General features: G+C 72.6%; 17 protein-coding genes. 8 read left to right on the top strand and 9 right to left on the bottom strand.

All coding sequences use genetic code 11. The features are described from left to right. The first annotated feature begins 44 nt into the window (after positions 1 to 44). Positions 45 to 599, top strand: a complete 555-nt coding sequence (def, locus tag JK361_RS31520) for a peptide deformylase (protein WP_201824811.1) — start codon at positions 45 to 47, stop codon at positions 597 to 599. Positions 600 to 654: 55 nt separating this feature from the next. On the opposite strand, the gene JK361_RS31515 is transcribed toward def, so the two are convergent. Further along, positions 655 to 1,299: a TetR/AcrR family transcriptional regulator gene (locus JK361_RS31515; RefSeq protein WP_201824809.1), complete on the bottom strand. Its 645-nt coding sequence runs from the start codon at positions 1,297 to 1,299 to the stop codon at positions 655 to 657. Between the two features lie 170 nt (positions 1,300 to 1,469). Between JK361_RS31515 and JK361_RS31510 the strand changes: the two genes are divergently transcribed. Beyond that, entirely contained in the window at positions 1,470 to 2,699 is a 1,230-nt protein-coding gene (locus JK361_RS31510) for an acyl-CoA dehydrogenase family protein (RefSeq protein ID WP_201824806.1), read from the top strand. A 266-nt stretch (positions 2,700 to 2,965) separates the two neighbouring features. On the opposite strand, the gene JK361_RS31505 is transcribed toward JK361_RS31510, so the two are convergent. From JK361_RS31505 to JK361_RS31470, 8 genes are all read right to left on the bottom strand, one after another. Further along, positions 2,966 to 3,484 (bottom strand): cupin domain-containing protein, encoded by a 519-nt coding sequence (locus JK361_RS31505; RefSeq protein ID WP_201824799.1) that lies wholly within the window; start codon positions 3,482 to 3,484, stop codon positions 2,966 to 2,968. A 7-nt stretch (positions 3,485 to 3,491) separates the two neighbouring features. Next, positions 3,492 to 4,709: a cytochrome P450 gene (locus JK361_RS31500; RefSeq protein ID WP_201824797.1), complete on the bottom strand. Its 1,218-nt coding sequence runs from the start codon at positions 4,707 to 4,709 to the stop codon at positions 3,492 to 3,494. Continuing rightward, entirely contained in the window at positions 4,706 to 5,770 is a 1,065-nt protein-coding gene (locus JK361_RS31495) for a type III polyketide synthase (protein ID WP_201824796.1), read from the bottom strand. Before JK361_RS31495 ends, JK361_RS31500 begins: the two co-directional genes overlap by 4 nt. 660 nt (positions 5,771 to 6,430) lie before the next feature. Beyond that, on the bottom strand, positions 6,431 to 6,664 hold the full coding sequence (locus JK361_RS31490; RefSeq protein WP_184962473.1) for a DUF6213 family protein: 234 nt from the start codon (positions 6,662 to 6,664) through the stop codon (positions 6,431 to 6,433). A gap of 26 nt (positions 6,665 to 6,690) precedes the next feature. Then, positions 6,691 to 8,076: an NADP-dependent succinic semialdehyde dehydrogenase gene (locus tag JK361_RS31485; RefSeq protein ID WP_201824794.1), complete on the bottom strand. Its 1,386-nt coding sequence runs from the start codon at positions 8,074 to 8,076 to the stop codon at positions 6,691 to 6,693. 76 nt (positions 8,077 to 8,152) lie between these two features. Beyond that, the gene (locus tag JK361_RS31480) at positions 8,153 to 8,626 is read right to left on the bottom strand and encodes an NUDIX hydrolase (RefSeq protein WP_201824787.1); all 474 of its coding nucleotides are present in this window, start codon (positions 8,624 to 8,626) and stop codon (positions 8,153 to 8,155) included. Further along, positions 8,623 to 10,161, bottom strand: a complete 1,539-nt coding sequence (locus tag JK361_RS31475) for an ATP-dependent DNA ligase (protein WP_201824785.1) — start codon at positions 10,159 to 10,161, stop codon at positions 8,623 to 8,625. The genes JK361_RS31480 and JK361_RS31475 overlap by 4 nt, the downstream gene beginning before the upstream one ends. A gap of 340 nt (positions 10,162 to 10,501) precedes the next feature. Further along, positions 10,502 to 11,434: an NAD(P)/FAD-dependent oxidoreductase gene (locus JK361_RS31470; RefSeq protein ID WP_201824784.1), complete on the bottom strand. Its 933-nt coding sequence runs from the start codon at positions 11,432 to 11,434 to the stop codon at positions 10,502 to 10,504. Between the two features lie 66 nt (positions 11,435 to 11,500). On the opposite strand from JK361_RS31470, the gene JK361_RS31465 reads away from it, so the two are divergent. The 6 genes from JK361_RS31465 to JK361_RS31440 all read left to right on the top strand — a co-directional run bounded on the left by JK361_RS31465 (position 11,501) and on the right by JK361_RS31440 (position 16,812). Beyond that, complete coding sequence (locus tag JK361_RS31465) at positions 11,501 to 12,076, top strand: helix-turn-helix domain-containing protein (protein WP_201824782.1); 576 nt, start codon at positions 11,501 to 11,503, stop codon at positions 12,074 to 12,076. Positions 12,077 to 12,279: 203 nt separating this feature from the next. Then, positions 12,280 to 13,245, top strand: a complete 966-nt coding sequence (locus JK361_RS31460; RefSeq protein ID WP_201824779.1) for an NADPH:quinone oxidoreductase family protein — start codon at positions 12,280 to 12,282, stop codon at positions 13,243 to 13,245. Beyond that, positions 13,242 to 14,423: an acyl-CoA dehydrogenase family protein gene (locus JK361_RS31455; protein WP_201824777.1), complete on the top strand. Its 1,182-nt coding sequence runs from the start codon at positions 13,242 to 13,244 to the stop codon at positions 14,421 to 14,423. The genes JK361_RS31460 and JK361_RS31455 overlap by 4 nt, the downstream gene beginning before the upstream one ends. Then, a complete protein-coding gene (locus JK361_RS31450; protein ID WP_201824769.1) occupies positions 14,420 to 15,490 on the top strand; it encodes an acyl-CoA dehydrogenase family protein in 1,071 nt (356 codons plus the stop codon). Before JK361_RS31455 ends, JK361_RS31450 begins: the two co-directional genes overlap by 4 nt. Before the next feature lie 161 nt (positions 15,491 to 15,651). Then, positions 15,652 to 16,515: a phosphatidylinositol-specific phospholipase C/glycerophosphodiester phosphodiesterase family protein gene (locus tag JK361_RS31445; protein ID WP_201824767.1), complete on the top strand. Its 864-nt coding sequence runs from the start codon at positions 15,652 to 15,654 to the stop codon at positions 16,513 to 16,515. Between the two features lie 102 nt (positions 16,516 to 16,617). Then, the gene (locus JK361_RS31440; RefSeq protein WP_201824766.1) at positions 16,618 to 16,812 is read left to right on the top strand and encodes a hypothetical protein; all 195 of its coding nucleotides are present in this window, start codon (positions 16,618 to 16,620) and stop codon (positions 16,810 to 16,812) included. Positions 16,813 to 16,856 lie beyond the last annotated feature (44 nt).

Genomic DNA, 16,856 nt, shown 5'->3' with positions numbered 1-16,856 from the left:
CTTGAGCGGCGGGCATGGGCTGAACGAACCGTACCCTTGCCGCCATGCGACACGGTTCCATTCCGGGCGCCCGCGGGCGCGTCCGGCCTCTGACCCTGCTCGGCGACGCGGTCCTGCGCGAGCCCTGCCGGGACGTCACCGACTTCGGCCCCGACCTGGCGGCCCTCGTGGAGGACCTGTTCGCCACGATGTACGCGGCGCAGGGGGTGGGCCTGGCCGCGAACCAGATCGGGGTCGGTTTGCGGGTGTTCGTCTACGACTGTCCCGACGACGAGGACGTGCGTCACCTCGGCCACGTGGTGAACCCGCGGCTGGTGGAGACGGACGGCGTGGTGGTCCGGGGTCCGGAGGGCTGTCTGTCCCTGCCGGGTCTGGAGGCGGGGACCGAACGCCACGACCACGCGGTCGTCGAGGGGTTCACGGTGACGGGGGAGCCGGTCACCGTGCACGGCACGGGTTTCTTCGCCAGGTGCCTTCAGCACGAGTGCGACCACCTGGAGGGCCGCGTGTACGCGGACCACCTGACGGGCTGGCGCAGGCGCAGACTGGACCGGCAGGTCGGGCGGGCGCCCTGGCACCGGACGGGTGGTACCGCCTAGAGGCGCGGGGGACCGGGCGGCCGGCCTCCGCGCACCCGTGGTGGAGAGGCGTCCGTCAGAACCCCGGACCACCCACCTTGTCCCCCGCTGCCGCGAGCCGGCCCCACAGCAGGTCCGCGAGGGACCGCACCAGTTCGGCGCGGGAGCAGGGCCGTTCCCCCAGCCACCAGTCGCCCGCCGCGTGCATCATCCCGACGATGCCGTGGCCCCAGACGCGGGCCAGCTGCTGGCTCTCCGGCCCGAGGTCCACCCGCTCCTCGATGACCTGGGCCAGCTCCTCGCCCATCCGGCGCAGCAGCGGGGCGCTGTGCTTGCCGACGTCGAACCCGTGGTCGCCGCCGGTGCTGCCCTCCGCGGGGTGCATCAGGAACCGGTACACCTGGGGCCGGGCCTCGATCGCCGCGAGATAGGTGGCGAGGGTGGACTCGACGCGTTCGCGCCGGTCCGCCGGGGCGTCCAGCGCCGCCCGCAGCGAATCGAGCAGGGCGTCGGTGTGCCGCTTGGCCAGGGCGGCGTACAGTCCGCCCTTGTCCCCGAAGTGGCGGTAGAGGATCGGCTTGGTGATGCCCGCCTCCGCGGCGATGGCGTTCATCGACGCCTGTGGGCCGTCGCGCAGCACCACCCGGTCGGCGGCCTCCAGCAGCTCGCGCCGTCGGCGGTCGGCGGACCGCTGCTGATCGGTCCGCTGCGTGGTGTCCATGTGCTCTCCCCACCCGTGCTGATTCGGTGACGCCTGCGCAAACTAACACTGACCGGGCCCCTGACATCGAACGGGATGCCGACGCGTCACCAGCGGTTGACTTTTCTTACCGGTCGGTAACAGACTCTTGTTACCGCTAGTAACATCGCACTGCCGCCGCTGGAGGGGACATGGCCGAGTTCACCATGGAGCTGAACGACGAACAGAAGGAAGTCCGGGACTGGCTCCATGGCTTCGCCGCGGACGTGATCCGCCCGGCCGCGGCCGAGTGGGACGAGCGCGAGGAGACTCCCTGGCCGGTCATCCAGGAGGCGGCGAAGGTCGGCATCTACTCCCTCGACTTCTACGCGCAGCAGTACTTCGACCCCACCGGCCTCGGTATCCCGATGGCCATGGAGGAGCTGTTCTGGGGCGACGCGGGCATCGCCCTCTCCATCGTGGGCACCGGTCTGGCCGCCGTGGGAGTCCTCGCCAACGGAACCGAGGAACAGATCGGCACCTGGATCCCGCAGATGTACGGCGACCAGAACGACGTCAAGGTCGCCGCGTTCTGCTCCTCCGAACCGGACGCCGGCTCCGACGTCGCCTCCATGCGCACGCGTGCCGTGTACGACGAGGCCAAGGACGAGTGGGTGATCAACGGCACGAAGACCTGGGCCACCAACGGCGGCATCGCGGGCGTCCACGTCGTCGTCGCCGTCGTCGACCCGGAGCTGGGCTCCAAGGGCCACGCCTCCTTCATCGTCCCGCCGGGCACGGCCGGCCTGTCCCAGGGCCAGAAGTTCAAGAAGCACGGCATCCGCGCCTCGCACACCGCCGAGGTCGTCCTCGATAACGTCCGCGTCCCCGGATCCTGCCTCCTCGGCGGCAAGGAGAAGCTGGACGCGCGGCTGGCCCGCGCCCGGGAGAAGGCGAAGGCCACCGGCGGCGAGCGCATGAAGAACGCGGCGATGGCCACGTTCGAGGCTTCGCGGCCGGCCGTCGGTGCGATGGCCGTCGGTACCGCTCGTGCCGCCTACGAGGTCGCCCTCGACTACGCCAGGACCCGGGAGCAGTTCGGCCGGCCGATCATCGACAACCAGGGCGTGGCCTTCCAGCTCGCCGACATGCGGACGCAGATCGACGCCGCCCGCCTGCTGGTGTGGCGTGCCTCGTGGATGGCGGTCAACGGCAAGCCGTTCACCGCGGCCGAGGGCTCCATGTCCAAGCTGTTCGCGAGCGAGACCGCGAAGAAGGTGACCGCGCAGGCCGTCCAGATCCTCGGCGGCAACGGGTACACGCGGGACTATCCGGTCGAGCGGATGCACCGGGACAGCGCGATCTACACGATCTTCGAGGGCACGAGCGAGATCCAGCGGCTCGTGATCGCGCGCACGCTGGCGGGGATGCCGATCCGGTAGCGCCTAGCGCCTAGCGCCTAGCGCCTAGCGCCTAGCGCCTAGCGCCGTAGGGCCGTAGAGGCGTAGAGGCGTAGAGGCGTAGAGGCGCGGGGGTAGCGCGGACCGCCGGTTCCGCCCGGCTCGTCGCGTGCGGGCGGCGGGGCCGCATGCTGCCGTCCGGCTTCTCGCGCGGGCGGCGAAGGCCGCGTGATCGCGCCGGGTTCCTCGCGCGCGGGTGGCGGGGCCGCATGCCGATGCGGCCCCGCACCCTTCGGGCCGGGAGGGGCTCACCGGTGTCTCAGCGGGGTGAGCTGCTCGATGTCGTACTTGGCCCGCAGCGCCTCGATCGCCTCCTGGTCCGGCGGGCCCCCGCTGCCCAGGATCTCCAGCAACTCCTCGAAGTAGAGCTCGTGATCCGGCGGCGGACTCGCCTGGAAGAACATCCTCGCGGGCGTCTCCGTCGGGTTCGCGAAGGCGTGGGGGCAGCCCGGGGGCACGACGATGACCGTGCCCGGCGTCGCCCGCACCACCCGGCTGCCCGAACTCGACTCCCACCTCTGCCAGTTGTCCGGTGTGCGAATGCGCGGCTCGAAGGCGAGCACGTCCAGTTCGCCGTCGAGGACGTAGAACAGCTCCTCGCTGCGCGTGTGCACATGGGCGCCCACGTCGAAGCCCGGCGGGACCTCCACCTCGAAGGTCGAGGCCATCCGCGAGTGGGTGCCGGTGACCTTGAACGTCACCCGCTGGGCCGGCGTCTCGACGACGCGGCCGTGGCCCGGCGGTACGTACAGTCCATCGGTCGTCATGGGCCCCTCACCAGGTCACGGGAAGGGCTTCGGGGCCCCGGATCAAGGCGCCCTTCCTGAAGAAGACCTGATCCGGAGGTACGGCCAGTCGCAGACCCGGCACCCGGTCGAGCAGGGCGTCCGTGAGGAGTTCCTCCTCCAGCCGGGCCAGCATGCCGCCGGGGCAGTAGTGCGGGCCGAAGCCGAACGCCAGGTGCGGGGTCGGGCTGCGGGAGAAGTCGATCGTCTCCGGGTCGGGGAAGACGTCCGGGTCGCGGTTGGCGGCCAGGTAGGAGACGTAGACCGGCTCGCCCGCGCGGATGCGGATCCCCGCGATGTCGACGTCCTCCAGGGCGACACGGGACAGCCCGACCGCGTTGCGGTGCGGGATGTAGCGCAGGAGTTCGTCGATCGCCCGGGGCCGGATCTCCGGCTCCGCGCGCAGCCGCTCCGCCAGGCCCGGGCGGGTCAGCAGCAGGTAGAACAGCTGCCCGCTGTTGGCCGTGACCGCCTCGCCGCCGATCTGGAGGAGGACGGCCAGGCCGACGGCCTGCTCCAGCGTGACCTCGCTGCGGCCCACCGCGGCGCCGAGCAGCGAGGTGACGTCCTCGCCGTTGCTGCTCTCGCGCAGCCCGATCAGATCGGAGAAGTACGCGGCCATCTCCCGCTTGGCCCGCTCGCTGACCTCCTTGCCGTGCGAGGAGGACAGGATCAGCTGGGTCCACAGGTGCATGCTGTGCCGGTCGCCGGCCGGGACGCCCATCAGCTCGCAGATCACCGCGATCGGGAACGGGCCGAGCACCGCACTGGTGAGATCCGCGGGCGGGCCGCCCCTGAGGAGGTCGTCGACCAGCTCGTCCAGCGTGGCGCGCGCCTTCTCCCGTACCCGCTCCACCCCCTTCGAGGTGAACGCGGGGGCCACCGAGCGGCGCAGCCGGGTGTGGTCGGGCGGATCGAGGAACCCGACCGCGCCCCGGTCCGGGATGAAGTGCGGGGCCAGTCGGGTGACCTGCTTGTCCATGACCGCCTCACGGCCGAAGCGGGGATCGTTGGCCACCCTGCGCACATCGTCGTACCGGGTGACCAGCCACGCCCAGCCCTCGCCGTTGGGCAGCTGGATGCGGGTGACCGGGCCCTCGGCCATCAGCTCCGCCAGCACGGGGTCGAACTCGGACCCGGGCAGGTCGACCGCCGGCCAGTGCCGCACCGGGGGCCGCACCTCGCTCAGCGTCGTCCGCTCGGTCATCCGGCGGCTCCGTCCGAGTCCACCCAGCGGCCCACCGTCATCTCGGCGGTGATGCCGGGGCCGAACCCGGCGAGCAGTCCGCGGGCCCGCTCCGGGGCGCCGCCCTCGTCGAACAGCCGGCGCAGCGCGTCCAGGACGACGGCGCTGGCGATGTTGCCGTACTCGGTCAGCGTGGCCCGGCTGAACCGGAACGCCTCCGGGTCGACCTGGAGGAACTTGCTGAGGTCGTCGAGTATTCGGGGGCCGCCCGCGTGGATGATGTAGAAGTCCAGGTCGGACGCGTCCCAGCCGTGCAAGCCGGCCAGGTCCTTCAGCGCCGGGGCGAGTGGCTCCATGGTCGTGGGCACCCGCTTGTCCAGCAGGAAGTGGAAGCCCGTCGCCCGGACGTCGTACGCGATCCAGTCCTCCGTCTTCGGGATCAGGTAGGAGCCGTTGCGCTCCAGGCTGACGCCCGTGCCGCCGCGTCCGCGCACCACGGCGGCGGCGATGCCGTCGCCGAACAGGCCGTTGGAGAGCAGCGAGCCGACGCCGAGGTCGGTCGGCTGGTAGCACAGCGAGCAGAACTCGCAGGCCACGATCAGGGCGTTGGCGTTCGGGTAGGCCGTGCAGAAGTCGTGCGCCCGGTTGATCGCCGCACCGCCGGCCGCGCAGCCCAGCTGGGCGATGGGCATCTGGCGGGTGGTGCTCTCGAAGTCCATCTCGTTGATCAGCCACGCCGTGAGCGAGGGCATCATGAAGCCCGTGCACGACACGTAGATGATCACGTCGATGTCGCTCGTGAGCAGCTCGGCGTCGTCCAGCGCGCGCTGGATCACGGCGGGGACGCGGGCCTTGGCCTCGGCCTCGTAGAGCTTGTTGCGCTCCTCGAAGCCCGGGTGCTTGAGGGTTTCCTCGATGGGCTGGACGATGTGTCTCGTCCTGACCCCGGTGTTCTCGATCAGCCTGAGGGCCAGTGGCAGTTGGGGGTGGTCCGCGTGGTGGGAGCGCGCCAGCTCCAGCGTCTCCTCCATGGTGATCACGTACTCCGGGACCGACACCGTGGGCCTGCACAAAGTCGCCATGAACCGTCCCTGCTTTCCGTGTTCCGGAAGACCTCCGCCCACAGAAGGCGGGTTCACCTCTGTGGGTGCTGCAACCACCGTCACCCGGGAGGGCGACGATCTCGCGTTGGATTACTCCGAACCGGGGACGCCGGGTCGGGCCCGAACCGCCATTTCTGCCGCCGGACGAGGGAAAACGCCACGTCCGCCGTTATGGCCGAAGATCTGCTGGGGAACGCCGTCCGGACGCCCGCCCCGGCCCCGGGCCCGCGGCCGCCTTCTTCGCCTCACCGACGGCGGGGGAGGAGCCGGCGGAGGGCCGCCGGACCGCGTTCGCCCGGGCGTGCGGCATCACGCCGGGAGCGGTCCGCGGCGTACGCCCCGCGGCCGGGCCGCCGGGCCTGTCCTGCGTACCGCCTGCGGCCGGGCCACCGGGCCTGTCCTGCGTACGCCGTCCGGGCCGCCGGGCCTGTCCGGTGTACGCGGCCCGGCTGTCCCTCAAGGCCTCCCCGCCGGACGCCGTAGCGGCCCTCACGGCCAACTCCTCGGCCGGTGAAAGCCATTGCGCCTGGACCCGGCTTCCCGGGGCGGGTCTGCGGCTTCCCGGGGCGTGGCCCGCGGCTTGCCGGGCCGGGGCCTACGGCTTCCCGGGCCGTGGTCTACGGCTCCCTGGGCCGTGGGCTACGGCGCCCCGCTGCTGTGTGCGATGCACGCCACGTCGATGCGGTCCGCCAGCTTCGCCAGCTCGATGGTCAGAGCGGCGACCGTGTCCTCGTCCAGCCCCTGCTCCCCGGCCTCGACGAGGTGCAGCCACCGCGCACCGACGGTCCGCAGCAATTTACTCACGTCGGCCGCCGCGACCTGCAAGGCGCCGCGGTCGTCGACGATCAGAGGCAGGGTCACTTCGCGGTTCACAAAACGGGATGGTAGCCGCGCAGTGGTCACGCCCCCTGCCAAACCGTGGTGATGTTGCAGAACTCCCGGATTCCGTGCCCGGACAGCTCACGCCCGTACCCCGACCGCTTCACCCCGCCGAACGGGAACGCCGGATGGGAGGCGGTCATCCCGTTCACGAACACGGAACCGGCCTCCAGGTCCCGCGCGAACCGTTCCACCTCTTTCTCGTCCCGCGTCCACACGTTCGAACTCAGCCCGAACAGCGAGTCGTTGGCGATCAGCACCGCCTCGTCCAGGTCGTCCGCCCGGTACAGCGTGGCGACCGGACCGAACGCCTCCTCGCGGTGGATGCGCATCTCCCGGGTGATGCCGGCGAGGACGGTCGGCGGGTAGTACCAGCCCGGCCCGTCCGGCCGCTGCCCGCCGCACAGCACCCGGGCGCCGCTCCGCCTGGCGTCGTCGACCAGCTCCTCGAGGTCCTTCCTGCCCTGCTCGCTGGCGAGCGGCCCGACGTCGGTGTCCTCCGCCAGCGGGTCGCCGAGCCGGAGGGCCTCCATGCCCGCGACGAACTTCTCGGCGAAGGCGTCGTAGACGTCGGTGTGCACGATGAACCGCTTGGCGGCGATGCAGGACTGACCGTTGTTCTGCACCCGGGCGGTCACCGCGACCTCGGCCGCGCGGTCCAGGTCGGCGGAGGGCATGACGACATAGGGGTCGCTGCCGCCCAGCTCCAGTACCGTCTTCTTGATCATCTCTCCGGAGGCCGAGGCGACCGCCCGGCCCGCGGGCTCGCTGCCGGTCAGGGTGGCCGCCTTCACGCGTTCGTCGCGCAGGATCTCGTCCACCGCGCCGGAGCCGATCAGCAGCGTCTGGAAGCAGCCCTCCGGCAAGCCCGCCCGGTGGAACAGGTCCTCCAGGTAGAGGGCGGTCTGGGGGACGTTGGAGGCGTGCTTGAGCAGGCCGACGTTGCCGGCCATGAGGGCGGGCGCGGCGAACCGCACGACCTGCCAGAGGGGGAAGTTCCACGGCATCACGGCGAGCACCGGGCCGAGCGGGCGGTACCGCACCCGCACCCGGGAGGCGCCGGAATCCCGTACGTCCGACTCGGCGGGCTCCTCGTCGGCCAGCAGCCGCTCGGCGTTCCGCGCGTACCAGCGCATCGCCTTGGCGCACTTGGCGGCCTCCGCGCGGGCCTGTTTGACCGGCTTGCCCATCTCGGTGGTCATGACCCGGCCGATCTCCTGCTGGTCATCGTCCAGCAGGTCGGCGGCCTTGTTCAGCAGCTGGGCGCGGTCGGCGAACGAGGTCGTCCGGTACGTGCGAAAGGTGGCCTCGGCGAGCTGGAGCCGGCGTTCCAGCTCCTCCTCGCCCATGGGCTCGTACGTCTTGAGCGTCTCGCCGTTCGCCGGGTTCACCGTCGCGATGGGCATGGCTGACCTCCCTGGGAGCGGGCTTGTCTCGACCTTCGCGCGCGGCCCGGCAAGTCGCAACGCGACAGGACCCTGGTCAGCCCGAGTGCTCCGCCAGCCGGTCGAGAAACGCGGCCTGCGCCGCGATGATCACCGCCCGGGCCCGGTCCAGGCCGAACCACGCCACCCGGTCCAGCTCCGGGAACTCCTGCGTCCGGCCGGACCGCGGCGGCCACTCCATGGTGAAGGTGCCCGGTTCGATCTGGTCCGGGTCGAGGTCGCCCTCCACCGCCCAGGCCGTGACGATCTTGCCGTTGGCCTGCACGACCTCGCCGAGCGGTACGGCCTCCCCGTCGGGCGGCGCCAGCCCCAGCTCCTCCCGGAACTCCCGGCGGGCCGCCTCCCAGGCGGGCTCCTCCGGGTCGTACTCGCCCTTCGGCACGGTCCAGGCCCCCGAGTCCTTCTTCGCGAAGAAGGGGCCGCCCATATGGCCGAGCAATACCTCCAGCCCCTCATCGGTGTGCCGGAACAACAGCAGTCCCGCGCTGCGCTTCGTCGTCCGCACCGTCACGGCCTGACCTCCGGATGAGCCGCCAGCAGAGCCTCCACGGTATCGGCCTCCTCGGGGCGCTTGTCCTCGCGGTAGCGGAGGACGCGGGCGAAGCGGAGGGTGACGCCGGCCGGGTAGCGGGAGGAGCGCTGGAGCCCGTCGTAGGCGATCTCGACGACCAGTTCGGGACGGACCCGCACCCCCCAGCCGTGCTCCTCGACCGCCAGCTCCTGGAGTCTGCCGGTCTGCCAGGCGAGCAACGCGTCCGTCATGCCCTTGAAGGTCTTGCCGAGCATGGCGAAGGTGCCGTCCGGGTTGCGGGCGCCGAGGTGCAGGTTGGACAGCTTGCCGGTGCGCCGGCCGTGGCCCCACTCGGCGGCCAGCACCACCAGGTCGAGGGTGTGGACGGGCTTGACCTTGAGCCAGGCGGCGCCGCGCCGGCCCGCGCTGTAGGCCGCGTCGAGCGCCTTGACCACCACGCCCTCGTGGCCGCGGGCCAGGGTGTCGGCGAGGAACCGCTCCGCCTCCGGGATGTCCTGCGGTCCCGCGGTCACCGTGCGCCGCACCCGCATCGGCTCGGGCACCAGCCGGGCCAGCTCCGCGTGCCGCTCGGCGAACGGCAGGTCGAGCAGGTCACGGCCGTCGACCGAGAGGGCGTCGAAGAAGACGGGGGAGACCGGGGTGCCCTCGGCCGCCCTCGCCACGTCGGTGCGCGACCCGACCCGGCCCGCCGTCTCCTGGAAGGACCTCGGCCGGCCCGCGGTGTCGAAGGAGATCACCTCCCCGTCCAGGATGAACCGCTCGCCACGCAACTCCAGTGCGGCGGCGGTCACTTCGGGCAGCCGGTCGGTGATGTCGTCCAGGGTGCGGGTGTGCACCCGGACGGTGTCGCCCTCGCGGTGCACCTGGACCCGGATGCCGTCCAGCTTCTCCTCCACCGCGCAGGCGCCCAGCTTCCGGACCGCCTCGGCGACCGAGGACGCGCTGTGCGCCAGCATCGGCAGCACCGGGCGGCCCACGGTGAGCCGGAACCGCTCCAGCGCCGCGGGCCCCTCGCCGAGCAGGGCCTCGGCCACCGTCTGCAGCGACCCCGCGAGCATCACGGCCCGGCGTACGTCCGCCGGGTCCGCGTCCGTCGCCTGGGCGAGGCCCTCCACCGCGACCGCGTCCAGGGCGCCCTGGCGGACCTCACCGGTGAGCAGGCCGAGCAGGAAGCGCTGCTCCTCCTCGGTGGCCGCGCCCATCAGCTCGCCGACGATCCGGGTCCGCTCCGCCTGGGAGCCGGGCCCCGACACCGTGCCCAGCTCGGTGAGCCGGGCGTCGACCTCGTGGACGGTGAGGCCGGGCTCGGCGGCGGGTTCCACCGGGCGCCCGAGCACCTTCCAGCCGACCCCGAGCCGGCCCTGCGGCAGCCGCCCGGCCAGGTAGGGGATGACGATCGGCACGTCATCCGCCCCGGCTTCCCGGAACAGCTCCGCGAGCAGCGCGGTCTTGCGGGACCGCGCCGCGGTCGCGGCGACCTCCCGGGACACCTGGGCGAGCCGGGTCAGCAGCATGCAGCCATGGTGCCTCAGGGCTCCGCCGGATGCGCCGATCTCCGGCCGCGGGTGCGTCGTCCTGGGCGGGGGCGTCGTTGGATGCGTCGTTGGGTGCGTCGTTGGATGTGTGGGGTGCGGGGTGCGGGGTGCGGGTGCGGGTGCGGGTGGGGGGTGGCCGGTCGCGCAGTTCCCCGCGCCCCTGTGTGTGTGGGTGGTGCGGTTGGTTGTGTTGTGCGGGTGGGGGGTGGCCGGTCGCGCAGTTCCCCGCGCCCCTGTGTGTGTGGGTGGTGCGGTTCGTTGTGTTGTGCGGGTGGGGGTGGCTGGGCGCGCGGTTCCTTGTGGTCCGGGGGGACCGGGCCTAGGGGGCGTTTTTGTCGAGGGCGGTGAAGAGCAGGTCCGCGTTGATCGCCGAACCGGCGCGGTAGCCGCGGCTGGCCGCGTTGATCACCTGTTCGGCGAAGCCGCTCGCGTTGCCCGCCGCCCACAGCCCGGGCACGCTCGTCAGGCCCCGTTCGTCGATCACCGGGTAGCTGCCGAACGGTGTCTCCCGCAGCTCCGCGCCCAGCCTGACGAGCAGGTCGTTGTTCGGGACGGCGCGCGGGGCGGCGTACAGCACCTCGCGGTCGTGCACCGTGCCGTCGGCCAGCCGGACCCCGGTGAGCCGGTCGTCGGCGACCACCAGCTCCGCCACCGCCCCGGGTACGACCACGACCCCGGCGGCGCGCAGCCGGCGCCGGTCCTCCTCCGTCAGCTCCGACTCGCCCACCTCGTTCAGGAAGAGCCGGACGTCCTTGGACCACTGGGTGACCATCAGCGCCTGGTGCACGCTGAGCGCGGTGCCGGCGAGGACGCCGGTCGGCAGGTCGCGCACCTCCCAGCCGTGGCAGTACGGGCAGTGGACCACGTCCCGGCCGAACCGCTCGGCGAGCCCCGGGACCGGCGGCAGCTCGTCCCGCAGACCGGTGGCGATCACCAGCTGCCGGGCCCGCACGGTCCGGCCGCCGGCGAGGACCACGGTGAAGTCCGTGTCCCGGGCCGCGTCCACCACCCGGTCCCGGACCAGCTCCACTCCGTACCGGGCGATCTCCTCGCGCCCCACGGCCAGGAACTTTGCCGGGGACATGCCGTCCCGGGACAGATACCCCTGCATGTGCGCGGCCGGCGCGTTGCGCGGCTCGCCCGCGTCGACGACCAGGGTGCGGCGCCGGGCCCGGCCCAGTACCAGCGCGGCGGACAGGCCGGCGGCTCCGCCGCCGACCACGACGACTTCGTACCTGTTGTTGTCGGTCATGGGGGCGACGGTCGCCCGAGGGCTGCGGGATTGACAAACACGTTTGCCGTTCCTGCAATAGTGACCATGAGTACAGACGACGTACTGGCGGACGTGGGACCCCGGCTGCGCCGCATCCGCAAGGAGCGGGAGGTGACCCTGGCCGCGCTCTCCGAGGCCACCGGCATTTCCGTGAGCACGCTCTCCCGGCTCGAGTCCGGCCTGCGCAGACCCAGCCTCGAACTGCTGCTGCCGATCGCCCAGGCCCACCAGGTGCCGCTGGACGAGCTGGTCGGCGCGCCGCCGGTGGGCGACCCGCGGGTGCGGTCCGAGCCGATCGTCCGGGGCGGGCGCACCCACTGGCCGCTGACCCGCCAGCCCGGCGGTCTCCAGGCCTACAAGGTGCTCGAACCCCAGCGCAGGCAGCGGCCCGAGCCGCGGACCCACGAGGGCTACGAGTGGCTCTACGTCCTGTCGGGCCGGCTGCGCCTGGTCCTCGGCGAGCACGACGTGGTGCTGTCGACGGGGGAGGCCGCCGAGTTCGACACCCGGGTGCCGCACTGGTTCGGGTCGACGGGGGAGGGCCCGGTGGAGTTCCTCAGCCTGTTCGGGCCGCAGGGGGAGCGGATGCACGTGCGGGCCCGGCCGACGTCGCGGAAGTGACACCGGGGGACTGTTCCCTGATCTACAAGCGACCGCTTAGTATGCCCTTGGACCCGGTCAGACGACCCCCTGAGCCACAGGGGCGCACCGGTGCCGGGAGCGAGAGCGCGCCGAGCCCGAAGGCCGAGCACGGTCGCGTTCCCGGGACCGGCCGAGGCGCGCCTGAGGCGACCCATCAAGGCACAGCCCCGTGGAGGCCCCGCATGCAGGCATGGCAAGTGCACGAGAACGGCGAGCCGAGCGCGGTGATGCGCCTCGCGGAGGTGGAGCGCCCCACGCCCGGTGAAGGCCAGGTGCTGCTCCGGGTGCGCGCCGCCAACGTCAACTTCCCGGACGCGCTGCTGTGCCGGGGTCAGTACCAGGTGCGCCCGCCACTGCCCTTCACGCCCGGCGTGGAGATCTGCGGCGAGACCGAGGACGGCCGCCGGGTGATCGCCAACCCCGCACTGCCGTACGGCGGTTTCGCCGAGTACGTCCTCGCCGACGCCCGCGCCCTGCTCCCCGCGCCCGAGTCGCTGGACGACGCCGAGGCCGCAGCGCTGCACATCGGCTACCAGACCGGCTGGTTCGGTCTGCACCGCCGCGCCCACCTCGAGGCGGGGGAGACCCTGCTCGTGCACGCCGCCGCCGGCGGCGTGGGCACCGCCGCCGTACAACTCGGCAAGGCGGCCGGCGCCACCGTGATCGGCGTCGTGGGCGGCGCCGACAAGGCCGCCGTCGCCCGGGAGATGGGCTGTGACGTGGTCGTCGACCGGCGCCGCGAGGACGTCGTCGCCGCCGTGAAGGAGGCCACCGGCGGCCGGGGCGCCGACGTGATCTACGACCCCGTCGGCGGCGAGGCCTACGCGCAGTCCGCCAAGCTGGTCGCCTTCGAGGGCCGGATCGTCGTCGTCGGCTTCGCCAGCGGCAGCATCCCGAGCCCCGCCCTGAACCACGCCCTGGTGAAGAACTACTCGATCGTCGGCCTGCACTGGGGCCTGTACAACACCAAGAACCCGAAGCTCGTCCAGCACTGCCACGAGCAGCTCACCGAGCTGGCCGCCAGGGGCGCCGTCAAGCCGCTGGTGAGCGAGCGGGTGCCGCTGAGCGGGGCCGCCGCGGCCGTGCAGCGGGTGGCGGACGGCCGGTCCACCGGCCGGATCGCCGTGGTGATGGAGGAGTCCGCATGACCGACGCCGCGGAACTGCTCGGCCGCACCCGCGAGTTGCTGGCCGCGCATCCCCCCGGGAGCACCGGCCGCCTGGACTTCCTCCGGGCCCGCTTCGACGCCGGCCTCGCCTGGGTGCACTACCCGCAGGGGCTCGGCGGACTGGGCGCCCCGCGCGCCCTCCAGGCCGTCGTGGACGCCGAACTGGAGGCGGCCGGCGCCCCCGACAACGACCCCCGGCGCATCGGCATCGGCCTCGGCATGGCCGCGCCGACGATCCTCAAGTACGGCACCGAGGAACAGAAACGGCGCTTCCTGCGGCCCCTGTGGACGGGCGAGGAGGTCTGGTGCCAGCTGTTCAGCGAGCCCGGCGCCGGCTCCGACCTGGCCGCGCTCGGCACCCGGGCCGTACGGGAGGGCGAGGACTGGGTCGTCGACGGGCAGAAGGTGTGGACCTCCAGCGCCCACATCGCCCGCTGGGCCATCCTCATCGCCCGCACCGACCCGGCCGTGCCCAAGCACGCGGGCATCACCTACTTCGTCTGCGACATGACCGACCCGGGCGTCGAGGTCCGGCCGCTGCGCCAGATCACCGGCGAGGCCGAGTTCAACGAGGTCTTCCTCACCGGCGTGCGCATCCCCGACGCCCACCGCCTCGGCGAGATCGGCGACGGCTGGCGGGTCGCGCAGACCACGCTCAACAACGAACGCGTCGCCATCGGCGGCATGCGGCTGCCCCGCGAGGGCGGCATGATCGGCCCGGTCTCCAGGGCCTGGCGCGAGCGTCCGGAGCTGCGCACCCACGACCTGCACCAGCGCCTGCTCCGGCTGTGGGTCGAGGCCGAGGTCGCCCGGTTCACCGGCGAACGCCTGCGCCAGCAGCTCGCCGTCGGCCAGCCCGGCCCCGAGGGCGCCGGCATGAAGCTCGCCTTCGCCCGCCTCAACCAGGAGATCAGCGGCCTGGAGGTGGAACTCCGGGGCGAGGAGGGCCTCCTGTACGACGACTGGACGATGAGGCGCCCGGAGCTGGTGGACTTCACGGGCCGTGACGCCGGCTACCGCTATCTGCGCTCCAAGGGCAACAGCATCGAGGGCGGGACCAGCGAGGTCCTGCTGAACATCGTCGCCGAGCGCGTCCTGGGCCTGCCCGCAGAGCCGCGCACCGACAAGGACGTCGCCTGGAAGGACCTGGCCCGATGACGGATCTGCTGTACTCCGAGGAGGAAGAGGCACTGCGCTCCGCCGTCCGCGACCTGCTCACGGACCACTGCGCTCCGGCCGACGTGATCTCCCGTACCGAGTCCGGCACCCCGCACGACCGCGCGCTGTGGAAGCTGCTCGCCGAGATGGGCCTGGCCGGTCTGCTGGTGCCCGAGGCACAGGGCGGCCAGGGCGCGTCCGCGCGCGAAGCCGCCGTCGTGCTGGAGGAGCTGGGGCGGGCGGTCGCTCCCGTGCCGTACCTCACCAGCGCCGTCGTGGCCACCGAGGCCCTGCTCGCCTGCGGCGACGAGGAGCTGCTCGGCCGGCTGGCCGCCGGGCGGACCATCGGTGCCCTCGCGGTCGGGCTGCACTCGGCCCCGCAGGCCCCGTTCGCGACCGTACGTGCCGACAACGGCGTCCTGCACGGGGAGCTGACCGGCATCGCGGACGCGGCCGTCGCGGACGTGCTGCTCGTCCCGGCCGACGACGGCGGCCTGTACGCGGTCACCGCCGACGCCGTGACGGTCACCCCGCAGGTCTCCCTGGACCTCACCCGCCCGCTCGCCACCGTCACCCTCGCCGGCGCGGCCGGCCGCCGCGTCGGTGACGCGGCACCGGCCGTACGGCGTGCCCTGCGCGCCGCCGCCGGTCTGCTCGCCTCGGAGCAACTCGGCGTCGCCGACTGGGCGCTGACGGAGACGGTGCGGTACCTGAAGGAGCGCAAGCAGTTCAACCGGCCGGTCGGCGGCTTCCAGGCGCTCAAGCACCGGCTCGCCCAGCTGTGGCTGGAGATCGTCAGCCTCCGGGCCGCCGCCCGCGCCGCCGCGGACGCGCTGGCCTTCGGCGAGGACGCCGACATCACGGTGGCCGTCGCCCAGGCATACGCCGCCCCCGTCGCCGTCCACGCGGCCGAGGAGGCGCTGCAACTGCACGGCGGCATCGGCATGACCTGGGAACACCCGGCACACCTGTATCTGAAGCGGGCCAAGGCGGACTCGATCGCCTACGGCACGGCCGGCGCGCACCGCTCGGCGCTGGCCGCACTGGCCGATCTCCAGGCCCCCTGACGCATCACGACGAAGCCCGCCCCGCGCCGGGGCGGGCTTTTTCGCGCGGGTGCGCAGGCGAGGTGAACGGTATGCCAACTCCCGGTACGAGAGGGCCTCTTGAGTGCCGGGTGCACGCATACTCTCCCCGGTCCCACCCGGCACTCCCAGGGAGGCAGCGCATGGCCCTCACCACCCGTCGCAGAGCCCTCACCACCCTCGGCGCCGCCCTCGCGGGCACGTTCACCCTGTCCGCGCAGCAGGCGTCGGCCGGGGAACGGCAGCGCCACCCGAGCCCGCTGTGGCGCGCCCACGCCCACAACGACTACGACCATCAGCGGCCCCTGTTCGACGCCCTCGGCCACCGCTTCGGCAGCGTCGAAGCCGACATCTTCCTCGTCGGCGACCAGCTCCTCATCGGTCACGACGCCTCCGAGCTCGACCCGTCCCGCACCCTCGAATCCCTCTACCTCGAACCGCTCGCCGCCCGCGTCAAGGCTCACCACGGCTCGGTCTACCGCGGGTGGCGCAGGCCGCTGCAACTGCTCGTCGACATCAAGACCGAGGGCTCCTCGACCTACCTCGAACTCGACCGCCACCTGCGCCGCCACCCGCACCTCTTCACCCGGTACGCGCACGGCCGCGTCCACCCCGGCCCGGTCACCGCGGTCGTCTCCGGCGACCGTGCGGCCCGTGTCCCGATGGAGGCCCAGTCCGAGCGCCGCGCCTTCTACGACGGCCGGCTCGGCGACCTCGGCACCTCGGCGCCGGCCTCCTTCATCCCGCTGATCAGCGACAACTGGACGCAGAACTTCAGCTGGACGGGCCACGGGGCGTTCCCGGACGCCGAGCGGCGAAAGCTGCGGAGCATCACCGGCGCCGCCCACGCGCGCGGGCAGCAGGTCCGCTTCTGGGCCACCCCCGACAGCGCGGGCCCGGCCCGGGACGCGCTGTGGTCGGAGCTGCTCGCCGCCGGGGTCGACTACCTCAACACCGACGACCTCGCAGGCCTGGAGGCCTTCCTGGACGCCCACCCCTCCGCGTAAGACCACACGATCGGAGGACATGTCAGTCGCCCGGACGAACCCTCCGCTACGCCACACTTGCGGCCGAACGCCGCACATGGGGCGTGGCGGAGGAGGTTCCCGATGGCCATTTCCATCTCTGTGGTGCTGCTGCTTCTGATCCTTGCCGTGATCTTCGTTCGCAACTGCTCGCTGAAGATCTCCCATGCCCTGGTGTGCACGATGCTCGGCTTCTATCTGGCCTGCACGAGCATGGCGCCCACCATCCAGAGCGGGCTCAACGCGACCGCCGACCTGGTGAGCAGCCTGCGGCCCTGACGCACCCGGCACGTACCGGGCTCGTCCGGCCCGCCCTGCGCGCC

Source organism: Streptomyces musisoli (assembly GCF_016741855.1).
GTDB lineage: Bacteria > Actinomycetota > Actinomycetes > Streptomycetales > Streptomycetaceae > Streptomyces > Streptomyces musisoli.
The sequence above is the reverse complement of the archived record's forward strand: the minus strand, read 5'-3'. Positions and strand labels throughout refer to the sequence as shown.

What these genes read in the sequence shown, in the direction of transcription:
- def (WP_201824811.1), top strand. Translation starts at nt 45, where the DNA reads ATGCGACACGGTTCCATTCCGGGCGCCCGCGGGCGCGTCCGGCCTCTG.
- JK361_RS31515 (WP_201824809.1), bottom strand. Translation starts at nt 1,299, where the DNA reads ATGGACACCACGCAGCGGACCGATCAGCAGCGGTCCGCCGACCGCCGA.
- JK361_RS31510 (WP_201824806.1), top strand. Translation starts at nt 1,470, where the DNA reads ATGGCCGAGTTCACCATGGAGCTGAACGACGAACAGAAGGAAGTCCGG.
- JK361_RS31505 (WP_201824799.1), bottom strand. Translation starts at nt 3,484, where the DNA reads ATGACGACCGATGGACTGTACGTACCGCCGGGCCACGGCCGCGTCGTC.
- JK361_RS31500 (WP_201824797.1), bottom strand. Translation starts at nt 4,709, where the DNA reads ATGACCGAGCGGACGACGCTGAGCGAGGTGCGGCCCCCGGTGCGGCAC.
- JK361_RS31495 (WP_201824796.1), bottom strand. Translation starts at nt 5,770, where the DNA reads ATGGCGACTTTGTGCAGGCCCACGGTGTCGGTCCCGGAGTACGTGATC.
- JK361_RS31485 (WP_201824794.1), bottom strand. Translation starts at nt 8,076, where the DNA reads ATGCCCATCGCGACGGTGAACCCGGCGAACGGCGAGACGCTCAAGACG.
- JK361_RS31475 (WP_201824785.1), bottom strand. Translation starts at nt 10,161, where the DNA reads ATGCTGCTGACCCGGCTCGCCCAGGTGTCCCGGGAGGTCGCCGCGACC.
- JK361_RS31470 (WP_201824784.1), bottom strand. Translation starts at nt 11,434, where the DNA reads ATGACCGACAACAACAGGTACGAAGTCGTCGTGGTCGGCGGCGGAGCC.
- JK361_RS31465 (WP_201824782.1), top strand. Translation starts at nt 11,501, where the DNA reads ATGAGTACAGACGACGTACTGGCGGACGTGGGACCCCGGCTGCGCCGC.
- JK361_RS31460 (WP_201824779.1), top strand. Translation starts at nt 12,280, where the DNA reads ATGCAGGCATGGCAAGTGCACGAGAACGGCGAGCCGAGCGCGGTGATG.
- JK361_RS31455 (WP_201824777.1), top strand. Translation starts at nt 13,242, where the DNA reads ATGACCGACGCCGCGGAACTGCTCGGCCGCACCCGCGAGTTGCTGGCC.
- JK361_RS31450 (WP_201824769.1), top strand. Translation starts at nt 14,420, where the DNA reads ATGACGGATCTGCTGTACTCCGAGGAGGAAGAGGCACTGCGCTCCGCC.
- JK361_RS31445 (WP_201824767.1), top strand. Translation starts at nt 15,652, where the DNA reads ATGGCCCTCACCACCCGTCGCAGAGCCCTCACCACCCTCGGCGCCGCC.
- JK361_RS31440 (WP_201824766.1), top strand. Translation starts at nt 16,618, where the DNA reads ATGGCCATTTCCATCTCTGTGGTGCTGCTGCTTCTGATCCTTGCCGTG.